This window comes from Pseudomonas silensiensis (assembly GCF_050434865.1).
In the GTDB taxonomy this organism is placed as follows: domain Bacteria; phylum Pseudomonadota; class Gammaproteobacteria; order Pseudomonadales; family Pseudomonadaceae; genus Aquipseudomonas; species Aquipseudomonas fluorescens_W.
The window spans coordinates 109408-122534 of the sequence record NZ_JBNDJH010000008.1 but is presented as its reverse complement, the minus strand read 5'-3'; the positions used below and the strand labels follow the sequence as shown (position 1 = coordinate 122534).

The window sequence follows — 13127 nt, the reverse complement described above, 5'->3', positions numbered from 1 at the left end:
AGCTGCATCAACAAGTTACTTGAAATACCTGACGATTTAGATAGGTTGACATTTTCTGCCATGGTCGGCAGGTTGGTCCCTCGCAAAGAGACAGGCCGGACTCAATGAGGTTATTCCTGAATTTGTGAAAGGGACATGAAAAACCGGTCGGCGAATCGTTTATCTGGAGGTCATACAGCCACTGTTCAGCCTTCAGCCGTTCATCGAGTTTTCTAGTAGAAGGTCCTACAGAAGTGTCCTGCTTTACATGAAGGATGTTTCAATCCTTAGTTGTTTAATGAACTGTTTCCACTGAAGGCCGTTTCGTTTGATTGACTTACCCGCTACCGACCCAATTCCCTCAAAGACCAATCCGCTGACCCTGTATCTGGCGCGTCTGGCGCCCTCCAGCCAACTGACCATGCGTTATGTGTTGCAGGATGCCGCTGACCGGTTGGGCTTCGAAGACATGAACGTCGAGGAGATTCCCTGGCACAACCTGCAACCGGAAGATGTCATCGCGCTGGTGGCCACTTTGCGCACCGACGGCTACGCGCCGAACACCTCTTCGCTGTATGTCAACGCGGTGCGCGGGGTGATGAACGAGGCATGGCGCATGAGCCTGATCAGTCAGGAGCACTTGCTGAAAATGCGTTCGGTGAAAGGGATTGCCGGCACGCGGTTGTCCCAGGGGCGCAACCTCAGGCGCACGCTGATCCAGGAATTGATGGCGGTCTGCGCTGCCGATCCACGGCCACAAGGGTTGAGGGATGCGGCGATCATCGGGATTTTGTATGGCTCGGGCATGCGCAAATCGGAATCGGTAAACCTGGACCTGAGCCAGGTCGATTTTGCCGAGCGCAGCCTGCGTGTGACCGCCAAGGGCAACAAGCAATTGATCAAGTACGCACCGGCCTGGGCGTTCGCCAAACTCAACGACTGGCTGGAACTGCGGCGCTCGCTACTGAAGGAAGGTGAAGTGGACGATTCGTTCCTGTTCAATCGCATCCGCCGCGGCAGTCACATCACCCGCGAGCGCATCACCAAACATGCGATTTATTACATCGCCCGACAGCGCGGCGCGCAGGTCGGGGTGAAAATCATGCCGCATGATTTTCGACGTTCGTTCATTACCCGAGTAATTGAGGAGTACGACTTGTCGATCGCCCAGAAACTCGCCCATCACAGCAACATCCAGACCACGGCCAACTACGATGTGCGCGATGACAACGAACGGCGTCGAGCCGTGGACCGGTTCGATCTTTGATGGGCGGGGTTCAGGATTCGCTCAGTACGTGGGCATGGCCGATCGTCGAGACGTGAACCTCACTGCCGGCGGGTGGCGCATACAGGCCCGAACTGCGCACCATCAATGATCGTCCAGGTTGTTGCCCGGAAGCCAACGTCTCCAATTCCACCGTCAACGTGCAGGTATTGCCGCTGAAATCCCGCTCGGTCACAACGGCGCGACACCCAGCAGCCTCGGTTGGGTTGGGCTGGATGCTGACGAGTTGCAGTTGTTCGGGACGCAGCATGATCTGCGCCGATTTGTTGTTCCGGTGGTTGTTCACCGGTATCCGACCGAGATCGCAATGGGCCCAGCCGGCCTCGATTCTGGCGGGCATGACCACGGCATCCCCCAGAAACAGCGCGGTTTGTTCATCCTCGGGGTAGCGGTAAAGGTCCAGCGGATGGCCCGACTGCACCAGCCGACCGTCGCGCATCACCGCCAGCTGATCGGCAAACGACAACGCTTCACTCTGGTCATGGGTGACCAGAATGGTGGTCACGCCGGCGTCTGTCAGTAGCCGTGCGACCATTTTGCGCATGGCGCCCCGAAGTCCGGTGTCGAGGGCCGAAAACGGCTCATCCAGCAACATCAAGCGCGGTTGCTGCGCCAATGCCCGCGCCAGTGCCACGCGTTGTTGCTGGCCGCCGGAGAGTTCATGGGGCCAACGGTTGGCCATGTTTGCATCCAGCGCCACGCTGTCCATCAACTCTGCGACGCGCTCCTGTTTTGCACCGCCCTTGATCGAAAGCCCGAAACCGATGTTTGCGGCCACGGTCATGTGCGGGAACAGGGCGCCGTCCTGGGGAACATAACCAATCAAACGCTGATGCGCCGGGACTTCGTGGGTGTCGTCGACGAGCGTTTGGCCATTGAGTGAGAGACGGCCCGTATCCGGGAATTCGAAGCCGGCGATCATCCGCAACAACGTGGTTTTTCCTGAGCCGGACGGGCCGACGATAACCGTTCGGCTGCCCGTTGGCACCGACAGGTTGATGCTCTCCAGCGCTTGATAGGAGCCGTAGGACTTGGAAATGGAATGGAGTTCAAGAGCGTTCATCGGCCAGCCGTTCGTTTGGATTGGTGATAAAGAAGTCCGGTCAAGGGAAGCGACAGCAAAATCATCAGCAGGGCATAGGGCGCAGCCGCAGCGTAATCGATTTCGCTGGTCATGGCCCAGAACCCGGTGGCCAGGGTGCGCGTGCCGTTGGGGGCGAGCAGCAGGGTAGCGGTCAACTCATTGGTGATCGCCAGAAACACCAGCGCGGCGCCAGCGGCAGCGCCGGGCGCGGCCAGGCGCAGGGTGATCAGCCACAATGCCCGGGCGGGGGAGCGGCCGAGGCTGCGGGCCATGTTTTCCAGTTCCACCGGCGCCTGGGCGATCCCGGCGCGCAAACTCACCAGGGCGCGGGGCAAAAACATCAGCAGGTATGCCAGTAGCACCGTGATGGTCGTCTGGTAAATCGGCCGGGCGAAATGGATGGTGACGGTCACCAACGCCAGGGCCACGACGATCCCGGGCAACGAACTGGTGATGTAGTTGCAGCTTTCCAGGACACGTTGCAACCGACCCGGAGAACGAATCGACAGCCAGGCAATCGGGATGGCGGCGCACGTGGTGAGGGCTGCACCCGCGACGCCGAGCAGCAGCGTCTGTTCCAGCGCCGGCAGAAGTTCGTCCATCTGCCAGACCTGCAGACCGCCGGCTATCAGCCAGCTGCCTAAAGTCACCAGTGGCACGCCCAGCGTCAGCGCGCAGGTCGCGATCTGTACGATCAGGGCGAGGAGGGTGGTTCCAGATTTCAGACGCACCACTCGCTGTTCGCGAGCACTTCCCGACCCGACCCGGGCGTAACGCGCCGTACCGCGAGCGGCCGATTCTGTGGTCAGCATCACCAGGCAACACAGGGCGAGCACGCTGGCCAGCATGTGCGCGGCGGGGCCGTTAAAGGTGGATTTGAACTGATCGAAGATGGCCGTGGTGAAGGTGTCGAAACGGATCATCGCGTACAGGCCATATTCGGCCAGCAAGTGCAGGCCCACCAGCAAAGCGCCGCCGCAGATGGCCAGGCGCAATTGCGGCAGCACCACGCGGAAAAATATCGCCCAAGGCTTCAGCCCCAGGGATTCGGCAACGTCTTCGATGGCCGGATCGAGCCTGCGCAGGGTCGCTGCAATCGGTAGGTACAGGAACGGGAAGTAGGCGATGACCGAAACCAGAACCCCGGCAAACAGCCCATGAATCGGCGGGACCAGACTGACCCACGCATAGCTGTGCACGAACGCCGGCACCGCCAGCGGCGCGGTCGCCAATAACGACCACCAGCGCCGCCCCGGCAGGTTGGTGCGCTCTGTCAGCCAGGCCAGAGACAGACCTAACGTGACGCACAATGGAATCGTGATCACCACCAGTAAAACAGTGTTGATCAACAGTTCAGCGACCCGCGGCCGGAATACCAGCGGTACAAGGGTCGCCCAGCCTGTCTGAAACGATACGCCGATGACGAAGGCAATCGGCAGCAGCGACAGCAGCGAAACCAGCACCGACAAGCCGATCACCCACGCGCCACCGCGCCCCGCGAAGAGGCCGCGGGTTCGTCGTCGCAAATTCGCGGGTATCGCCTCGGCGACACCCGCGGGCAAGGTTTCAGGCATCAATTAGAGCAGTCCTGCCTGAGTCATCAGCTCAACGGCTTTTTTACTGTCGAGTTTTGAAGCATCGACTGTCGGCGCGTCGAGTTGCTGCAAAGGCACCAGTTTTGGGTTGGATTCAGCGTTCTTGCCCACCGCGTATTCAAACGATTTGCCGGTTTTGAGGATGGCCTGGCCATCTTTGCCGGTAACCCATTTGAGGAACGCCTGGGCTTGTTCCTTGTGTTTGCTGGACGCTAGCACGCCGCCGCCGGAGACGCTGACAAACGCGCCCGGATCCTTGTGCTTGAAGTAGTGCAGGGCGGTGTTCTTGCTGTTTTCGCCAGTCTTGGCCTGGTCGCCGAAGCTGTAATAGTGGTAGATCACGCCGCTGTCGACCTGCCCGGCGTTGACCGCTTTCAGTACCGCACTGTTGCCGCGATAGATCGTGGCATTGGCCTTCAATCCTTTGAGCCATTCCAGCGTGGCGGCTTCACCCTTGAGTTCCAGCACGGCGGCGACGATGGCCTGGAAGTCGGCACCGGCCGGTGAAGCGCCCCAGCGACCTTTCCAGTTCGGGCCAGCGAGGTCCATCAGCGACTTGGGCAGCTCGGCTTCGAGCAGTTTGCTCGGGTTATAGACAAACACCGTGGAGCGCGCGGCGATCCCCACCCATTTGCCATGGGCCGGGCGGTAAGCATTGCCGACCTGTTCCAGGGTGGCCGGCGCAACCGGCGCAAACAGCCCCGCGTTGTCGACCAGCACCATGGCCGGGGAGTTTTCGGTCAGGAACACGTCGGCCGGGGAGGCGGCGCCTTCCTGTACGATCTGATTGCCCATCTCGGTGTCGTCACCATTGCGCACCGTGACTTTGATGCCGGTTTCCTTGGTAAAACCCTCGATCCAGGATTTGGTCAGGCTTTCGTGCTGGGCGTTGTAGACTACGATGCCATCGGCATCCGCCGCATACACGTGGCCGACGCTCAGCAGCGCGGTGGCCAGCAATGCTTTTTTCAGGAAAGAAGGGATACGGGCATTCATTCTGTGGGCAGCTCCTGGTCTTTTTTAGAAGTCATGCATGCAGACTCGCTGGCAGAACAATGCGAATCATTGGCATGTTTTGAGTTGCAGCGAATGTAGAGAACAACATGAGAAAAAAACGTTAAAGAAACCGTTAATACATGTCATTTTCATTCAGATTAGCAGCACCTCAGCCCATTGCGCGGTGGATCGGGTATCAAACGATGTCTTCGATCAGAATGTGGCGCTGTCCACGGCTGCATTGCTCGATCCTTGCTTCAACCTCGTAGACATCGCGCAGCATCTTCACCGTAATCACTTGATCGCTCGGACCGCTGCCCTGGCTGGTGCCATTGGCGATCACTATTACCTGATCGGCAAAGCGCAGCGCCTGATTCAGGTCATGGATTGCGATGAACACCGTTCCCCAAGGTTGCGAAAGAATAGTTCAGTGATCCCCAGGGCGCCGAGAAACTGGTCCACCCGCTGCAACTCATCGTCATGGACGACCCAGCCTGGCGTCAGTTGTTTGCGTGCCAGCAACTCTGACTCGTAAACAGTCAGGCACGCACTGACAGTTTCTTAAACCCGAATGAATCGAGAGGCCCCAGGGGCCTCTCTTTTTTTTCCGGTCTTGTCAGGGCTGGCTTCGCGGGAAAATCAGAATCTCCAGATTTCCGCGCTGATAACGCTTGCCATCGATGGGCAACAACTCGACTTCTTGCACTTCCTGGACACTGTTGACCCGCATCACCACACCGACCGCGCCTTTTTTGCGAGCCTCGGTCATCCATGGCCCAATATTTTTCATCGTGACGATTCTTGAGGCCATGGAGGGATCTTCGAGACCGTACTTCAGCTCGCCGATGGTGTTGTAAAGAGCGATCTGCGGCTGCTTCAATCGCCAAGACAACGCCGCTGCCGCCCCCAAATCATTGCTCAGCAATGAGGTGGTCTGACTCAAGGCATCCAGATGCTCGGCAATGAACTGATCGGGCATCTTGTTATCGACGATCTGGCCGGGCATCGCCGCCGGCAGCAATGCGACCAGCAGCCAGATGCCCAGGGCCGGCATGGCCCAGAACATCAATGGACGCAAGACTTGCAACGCGTTAGCGATGATCCAGCCAATCAGCACGAAAAACACCAGCGACAGGCTGAACATTTCAGTGTTTTCGTAGATCTCTTTGGTGGTCTGCAGATAGAGCAGGACGATCAGGGCTGTGGTAGCAATGACGACATTGATCATTCCGTTGATACGAATCGCTCGGCCGCGCGCGTTGTTCAGCAACTCGGTCAAAGCATGGCCCATCAGCAACGCCAGGGGTAACAGGCACGGCATGATATAGGTCGGCAGCTTGCCGCTGCTCAGGCTGAAGAACCCCAGTGGCAACAGTAGCCAGAGCAACAGGAAAGCGATCGCTGGCTGGCGTTTTTGCTGCCAGGCCTGGACGAATGTCGTGGGCAATAACGCAGCCCATGGCAAGCTCGACACGACCAGCAGTGGCAGGTAGAACCACCATGGACGGGCGTGTTGAGCATTCTCGGCAGCGAAGCGGCGAACGTGTTCGTTCCAGAAGAAAAACCGCCAGAAATCCGGTTCCTGATGGTGGATTGCGAGCGCCCACGGCAGGCAAACCACCACGGCGACAAGCACCGCCAACGGCCCGTAGCGCAACAGCTCTCCCATGCGTCGTTGCCAGAGCATGTAGGGCAGGGCGATCAACACAGGGAGTAGCCACGCCAGAAAACCCTTGGTCATGAAACCCATTCCACAGGCAACGCCCAACAGCGCCCAGGCGCCGAGGCGACGACTTAAAGAACGGCTATCAATGGCGAACCACAGCGAGACCAGGCTCAGGTTGGCCCACAACGTGAATTGCGGATCGAGGTTGGCATATCCGGCCTGACCGGCGATCAGCCCGAAACTCATGTACAGCATTGCGCAGGCAACGCTTTTGCGCCGCTCGCCCCATAAGCGGCTGGCCATCAGGTAAGCCAGCCAGACACTCAGTCCTGTGCTCAGTGCCGAGACGATACGTACCCCGAACAGGTTGTCGCCAAAGATGGCCTGCGCGATGGCGATCATCCAGTACCCGGCGATCGGCTTCTCGAAGTAGCGAATGCCCATGAAATGCGGGGAGGTCCAGTTCCCGCTCAGCAGCATTTCCTGGCTGATCTGGCCATAACGGGTTTCGTCTGGCGTCCACAGTCCATGGGACATCAGGGGCAAGAGATAAAACACCAAAAACGCCAGCAGCAACGCAGGTAGGGCCCAGCGTTCGGTGAGGGTGGAGGTCTGGAAAGCGGGGCGCAGTAAATTGTCAGCAGCGCAGGACTGCAAGTTATCAGGTGTCATGATTCGACCTTGGCGCAGCAGAGGTTGCTCGGAGGGGGACGTGCGCAGGGTATTTCAGCGTGCGCGTAACTTTATCTATGTCGTGGGTCAATACTGATCCGAACTGCAAACATCAGATCCTGTATTTGTTAGTTGCGACGAGCGCTGAGCGCTTTTATAGAGGGCCGCTCATCAAGACTGCAAACTTATTGCTTGATCCGCGGATCTTTAAACAAGGAGTGCCAATCACCGGCATTAAGTATGCCGAGTACTTGCAGTTGACCATTGGCATCAATGCGGACAAACAACGAACTACCATACTCACTCGAAGCCGAGTGTTTAAAACCGGTCTGGGCTTCGAAATCGCTGATGCAACCGCTGTGCGTCACCAGCACCAGATTGTGCTGGGCGCGTTTGTGCGCCACCACATCATTACGCAGGGTTTTGCCACAGCTGGCCAACCAATCCTGGGTCATTGCGTCTTTGCCAAACATGGAATGCGAGGTTTGTGCCGTACGGGTGACCGGGCTGCTCAAGACATCGGTCTGGTCCATACCCAGACGCTGGAACCCTTGACCCACGGCCGCGGCGGCATCGCTGCCGACTCGAGTAATGCCGTCGGCCGGGCCGAGGCAAGGATTGGTGGAGCGGTCGCAGCGCTCGGTATGACGAACCAGTGCGATGATCTCGCCCGCTTGCCACTGATTGATCAAGCGCGTGGTAGCGTCGGTTCCGGTCGTGGCCAGATTGTCCGGCGATCTTGGCCACAAGACAAAACCCGTCACTAACGCTACAGCGATGAGCGCCACTGCCGACAACGTCAGCCTGGTCAGCCGCGGGCTCAAGACTCGCTTGGGTAACTGCTTGCGCAATGAAGATTTAGTCATGTTTTATTTATCCGTCAGTACGCAATAGCGAATAACTTACAAAACGCCCATGCCGAATAACCGATCAGTCAAGCCAGAGCGCAGATTCAAAATCGAGGTGGTATAAGAGAGGCTAAATATCGGCAGGTGTGGGACAAGTGAAATGGATGTGAAAAATTTGCACGGCCTATGGGCAGCGCCTGGTTAGTTCATGTTTGCGAACTCTTATCTTTTACACCTTGTTAGTGGAAACAAAGAATGGATTTCAAACAGAGCCTGACGAAAAGGATCGTCATCGTATTCGCCCTGATGAGCGCGTTGGTGGCAGGCGTATTTGCAGTGGGCATCGTCGCAACAGTGCACGTGGTTGACCGAAAGCTCACGACGACGCGATTAGCCGGAGGGATGCACCGTCTGCTGTCGATGGACAATCCCGCTCAGTGGACCCATCAACCGGAAAAAGACGAACTGTTTTTTACCCAGGGCGGAAAGGGCCTCATGGCGCTTGATTCGCAGCTGGAATCGCTACGTCTTGGATTTCAGGAAATCCTGTATCACGGCGCCGATTTCTACGCGATGGTCGAGGTCGTGGATGGGCGCAAGTATGTGTTGTTGCGCGATCAACAAGGCCTCGAACAGCGCGAGCGGATGTTGTTTGCTGTCGTCATGGTCAGTTTCGTTTTGAGCATTTTGCTGGCAATTCTGCTGGGCCGGCTTTTGGCCCGGCGTGTGATGGCGCCGGTGATTCGCCTGGCGCGCCAGGTGCGTCATCGCGATCAACTATTGGACCTCGCGTCGCCGCTTCGACCCGACTATGCGGCTGATGAGGTGGGAGAGCTGGCGCAGTCCTTTGACCAGACCCTGGGACGTCTGCGCGCAGCACTGGGCCGGGAAAAACTCTTCACCAGTGATGTCAGTCACGAATTGCGTACACCGCTCATGGTGTTGGGCAGCTCCTGTGAGCTGTTGCTGAGCAATCCCACGCTGGACCCTCGTTCCGCGGCTCAGGTCAGCCGAATCGCCCGGGCTACCGACGAAATGCGTCAATTGGTCGAAACGTTTTTGATGCTGGCTCGCGCTCGAGAGGATTCCGGTTCGCAGGCCAATGCCACCCTCAAGGAAGTCGCCGATGCGCTGGTTGATATCTGGGGGCGATTGATCCGGGAGAAGGGCATCGAATTCATTTACGTCATCGAGCACGTTTCGTCGGATCGTCATAACCTGACGTTCCTGCAATCGGTCATGGGCAATTTGTTGCGAAATGCCTGGCACTACACGGATCAAGGCCTCATCCGACTGACCCTGCGTGAACACGGCTTCACTATCGAAGACAGTGGCATAGGCATCCCCGAAGAAGAACGCGATGCGATATTTCAGCCGTTCGTGCGCGGTGACGAGCGTCGAGGTGAAGGGTTGGGGTTGGGCCTTTCACTGGTACAACGGATCTGCAGCAATCAGAACTGGCGAGTACAACTCAGTAGCCGCCAGCCCAACGGTTGTTGTTTCACCGTTGAGCTGGACCGCGAGTAAACGTTTTACTGGGCCGATGGACAACCTTTCGGTGTTCCGGCAGCGGCCTGGTTAATCAGCGCGGCAAGACGTTTGACGTTGTTCTGTTGAGCGATCACCAGTTCATCGATGGAAGGTCCCGAGGGTGTCTGCAACGTGCTGCGGCAAGTGACCAGCGCGTTATCACTTTCGCCGAGGCGACGCAGGCGCCATTTGACGTCAATCAGCGCGTATTGGCCGGGGATCGAATCAAACCGTTGCACGTCCAGCCGCACCGAAACCTTGCGCTGGGGATTGCTGTTGACCAATTGATCGACCAGGGCACTGCGCAATTCATCCGACAGGCTCGCGCCCCACCATTCGGTTTCGAGGATCGCCAGGCCACTGTTGCCCTGACGAATCACGATCTGCGGGCGGTCGACCTGGGGAGGGACGCTGAGGCCCTCGATCTGGATGTCCGCAGCGCTGGTCCTTGAATTGCCGCTCGGTTGGGCCGGGGTCAGGGTGTGGAATTGAATCGGCTCACTGCGGCACGCGGCGAGTAGCAACAATGCGGTGACCAAGCTGATCTTCAGCGGATTAACCATGAGTGATGCTCCTGTGGTCATTTGCGCGGCGGCCCCTGCAGGTCCATCGGCGCGGCATTGTCGGGACGACCGCGAATCAGCGATTCCGGATGCCGACCCAGGTAATCCGAGAGTTCACGCAAGGAGCGCGACATGCGTCCGAGTTCCTCGAGGGTCTGACCCAATTGTTCTCGTTGCGGCGAGTCTTCGGCCAAGGTCGAACTGGCCGATTGCAGCGTCTTGCTGACGTCCGCCAGGGTGGTCTGCACGCCGGGGAGGGTCTTGGCGTTGAATTGCGCCAGACCTTTACGCAGTTCGACGAGGTTGCTGTCCAGATTGCCGGCGATGCGCTCGATGGGCAGTTGGTTGATCTTGGTAATCATGCCCTCCAGTTTTTCCTGCAATTGTTCGAGGCTGCCAGGTACGGTCGGGATTGAGACTGGACGGGCGGTCGGATCGAATACGACTTTCTCCGCTTTGGGGTAGAAGTCGAGCGCAATGTAGAGCTGACCAGTCAACAGGTTGCCGCTACGGGCCTGGGCCCGCAGACCGTTTTCGATGAAACTGCCCATCAGACGTACGCCAGCGGCTTCGTCGTTAGGGTCATGCTTCAAGACCTCAAGCATTTTGGCGTGAGCCTGGCCGAGTCGTTGCGGGTAGATCACGATGCCGACATTGACCGGGAAACTGCGTTTTTTCGCGTCGAAATCCAGATTGACCGCCACGACTTTGCCGAACTCGATGCCAAGGAATTCCACCGGTGCACCGACCTTGAGCCCGCGCAAGGCCTGATCGAAACGCAAACTCAAGAATTGCCCCTTGCCGCTGGGCGGGGCGAGGGCGGTTAGCTGGTCTTCGAACAGGTCGAAGGCTTTGTCCTCTGCGGCCGGTTGATCATTGGGGCTGTAATCAGGAGCGCGGAAGGCGATACCGCCCACCAGGATCGATGACAGCGATTCGGTTTTCACCGAAAAGCCGTTGGCGCCGACGTTCACGTCGATGCCGCTGGCGTTCCAGAAACGGGTGTTATCGGTCACGTAGGCATCATTGGGCGAATGCACGAAAATCTCGATATCGACCCCTTTACCGTCGGCATTCAGGGCGTAGGCCACCACTTGCCCGACCGGAATCTTGCGGTAGTAAACCGGAGAGCCGATGTCCAGTGAACCGAGGTCATCGGTGCGCAGGGTGAAGCGCTTGCCCGGCTCGCCATAGGTAATTGGCGGAGGGTTTTCCAGGCCAGTAAAGTTCTTCGAGCGAGCATTGGCCTGGCCGATGTCGGCGCCAATGTAGTCCCCGGACAGCAGGGTATCGATCCCCGACACCCCGCCGGCGCCAATACGCGGACGCACGACCCAGAATTGCGAGTCTTCGCGGGTGAAACTTTCCGCCTGTTTGGACAGTTTGATGGTGGCGTTGACGCTCTTCTGATCGTTGCTCAGCTCCACGTCCGAGACTTGGCCGATCACCACGTTGCGGTATTTGACCTCGGTCTTGTTGGCCGTCAGGCCGCTGCCGGTTTTGAACGTGACAGTAATGGTCGGACCTTCCTGCAACATGGAGTGCACGACCAGGGAAAGCCCCACCAGCACCGCGACGATCGGCACGATCCATACCAGCGAAACGCTGAAACGGCGGGTTTTGACAGGGGCCTGGCCAGGGGTTTGCGGCCCATCAGTGGCTTGCGACTTCATCCATGACCTCCTCGTTTGGGTTATCCCGCTCTTCTTTATCCCAGATCAGGCGTGGGTCGAAACTCATTGCCGACAGCATGGTGAACACCACCACCAGGCCAAAGAACAGAATGCCCGGGCGCGGTTCGATATCGGCCAGGGCTTGAAACTTCACCAGTGAGGCCACCAGGGCGACCACGATCACATCGAGCATCGACCAGTAACCGATGAGTTCGACGAAACGGTACAGCGTCGAGCGCTGCTTACTCGCCCATTGGCTGTCGCGTTGAACGGTCACCAGCAACAGCGTCAGGGCGACGAACTTGATGCCCGGCACCGCGATGCTGGCGATGAAAATAATCAGGGCAATGTCCCAGGCGCCGTGCTGCCAGAACTCGATCACACCGCTCATGATCGTGCTATCGGCGCCGTTGCCTACCATCTTGGTGTTCATTACGGGTAGCAGATTAGCCGGGAAGTAAAATGCCAGGGCCGTGAACATGTAGGCCCAGGTCCGGGCCAGTGAGTTGGTTTTGCGCCGATGCAGCGGCGCGCCGCACCGTGTGCATTCGTGAGGTTCATCGGTCATGTCGCAGGCCAGGCCGCAGCTATGACACAGGCACAGGTTGAGTTCACTCGCCAGCGGGGGCCGGTTCATAAGGTGTCCCATAGATCACGGATGTCGCGCCCGGCAATGCGGATCATCATCAGACTGAGAATGGCCAGGGCAAACAGGCCGATGCCGGGCAGCACGTCCAGCAATCCGGCGAGTTTGATCACCGCGACCATCGCCCCCAGCAGGCAGACCTCCAGCATGCTCCAGGGCCTGAGGGTTTCCAGCCAGCGCATGCAGAACTTGAAGCCGGGCGAGCGCCGGTGGGCAAGGGCGAAGCTCAGCACCCAGATGAGCAGCACCAGCTGGAAAATCGGCGCGATGATCATCGAGATCGCCGCCACCATGGCGATGAAAGTGATCGGCCCCAGACTCAGGGCCAGCACCGAATCCCAGAGTGTTGCGCTGTTTTTAAGGCCTTTGAGGCTGATGCTCATGACGGGATAGAAGTTGGCGAAAATCCACAGCATCAACGCGGTGAAGGTCAACGCCAGACGTTGTTCCACCGTCAGGCCGTTATAGCGCTGAAGCACACCGCCGCAGCGCGTACAGAGGGTTTTCTGATGTTTGGCGAGCGTGACTTTTTGATACACGCAGTCGCAGTGCTCGCAGATGATCAGTGATTCAGTCGTAGCCATGGGGCG

The 13127-nt window shown here is 58.3% G+C and carries 11 protein-coding genes and 1 pseudogene; 2 read left to right on the top strand and 10 right to left on the bottom strand.

Translation table 11 applies throughout. The features are described from left to right. Positions 1–307: 307 nt before the first annotated feature. Positions 308–1246, top strand: coding sequence for a site-specific integrase (locus QF010_RS13965; RefSeq protein WP_429510022.1), 939 nt, complete (start codon positions 308–310; stop codon positions 1244–1246). A gap of 10 nt (positions 1247–1256) precedes the next feature. Here the strand turns inward: QF010_RS13965 and QF010_RS13960 are convergent, their stop codons facing one another. The 6 genes and pseudogenes from QF010_RS13960 to pmrG form a co-directional block, all read right to left on the bottom strand. Continuing rightward, positions 1257–2327: an ABC transporter ATP-binding protein gene (locus QF010_RS13960; protein ID WP_429510020.1), complete on the bottom strand. Its 1071-nt coding sequence runs from the start codon at positions 2325–2327 to the stop codon at positions 1257–1259. Then, complete coding sequence (locus tag QF010_RS13955; RefSeq protein WP_033054801.1) at positions 2324–3922, bottom strand: ABC transporter permease; 1599 nt, start codon at positions 3920–3922, stop codon at positions 2324–2326. The genes QF010_RS13960 and QF010_RS13955 overlap by 4 nt, the downstream gene beginning before the upstream one ends. Before the next feature lie 3 nt (positions 3923–3925). Then, on the bottom strand, positions 3926–4939 hold the full coding sequence (locus tag QF010_RS13950) for an iron ABC transporter substrate-binding protein (protein ID WP_429533326.1): 1014 nt from the start codon (positions 4937–4939) through the stop codon (positions 3926–3928). A gap of 196 nt (positions 4940–5135) precedes the next feature. After that, positions 5136–5491 (bottom strand): annotated as a pseudogene (locus tag QF010_RS13945) (ABC transporter ATP-binding protein); the annotation flags it as partial. A gap of 64 nt (positions 5492–5555) precedes the next feature. Next, positions 5556–7277 (bottom strand): lipid IV(A) 4-amino-4-deoxy-L-arabinosyltransferase, encoded by a 1722-nt coding sequence (arnT, locus tag QF010_RS13940; protein ID WP_429533325.1) that lies wholly within the window; start codon positions 7275–7277, stop codon positions 5556–5558. Positions 7278–7462: 185 nt separating this feature from the next. Further along, positions 7463–8143, bottom strand: a complete 681-nt coding sequence (gene pmrG, locus QF010_RS13935) for a lipopolysaccharide core heptose(II)-phosphate phosphatase PmrG (RefSeq protein ID WP_429533324.1) — start codon at positions 8141–8143, stop codon at positions 7463–7465. A gap of 237 nt (positions 8144–8380) precedes the next feature. Here pmrG and QF010_RS13930 point away from each other — a divergent pair, with 237 nt between their 5' ends. After that, the gene (locus QF010_RS13930) at positions 8381–9652 is read left to right on the top strand and encodes a sensor histidine kinase (protein ID WP_429533323.1); all 1272 of its coding nucleotides are present in this window, start codon (positions 8381–8383) and stop codon (positions 9650–9652) included. Between the two features lie 5 nt (positions 9653–9657). Here the strand turns inward: QF010_RS13930 and QF010_RS13925 are convergent, their stop codons facing one another. From QF010_RS13925 to QF010_RS13910, 4 genes are read right to left on the bottom strand one after another with little or no spacing between them, the layout of a single operon-like run. Then, a complete protein-coding gene (locus QF010_RS13925) occupies positions 9658–10218 on the bottom strand; it encodes a PqiC family protein (RefSeq protein WP_033054808.1) in 561 nt (186 codons plus the stop codon). A 17-nt stretch (positions 10219–10235) separates the two neighbouring features. Beyond that, a complete protein-coding gene (locus QF010_RS13920) occupies positions 10236–11891 on the bottom strand; it encodes a PqiB family protein (protein ID WP_429510012.1) in 1656 nt (551 codons plus the stop codon). Continuing rightward, positions 11872–12528 carry a paraquat-inducible protein A gene (locus tag QF010_RS13915; RefSeq protein ID WP_033054810.1) on the bottom strand — a complete coding sequence of 219 codons (657 nt, stop codon included), beginning with the start codon at positions 12526–12528 and terminating at the stop codon, positions 11872–11874. The genes QF010_RS13920 and QF010_RS13915 overlap by 20 nt, the downstream gene beginning before the upstream one ends. Then, positions 12525–13121 carry a paraquat-inducible protein A gene (locus QF010_RS13910; RefSeq protein WP_429510010.1) on the bottom strand — a complete coding sequence of 199 codons (597 nt, stop codon included), beginning with the start codon at positions 13119–13121 and terminating at the stop codon, positions 12525–12527. The genes QF010_RS13915 and QF010_RS13910 overlap by 4 nt, the downstream gene beginning before the upstream one ends. Positions 13122–13127 lie beyond the last annotated feature (6 nt).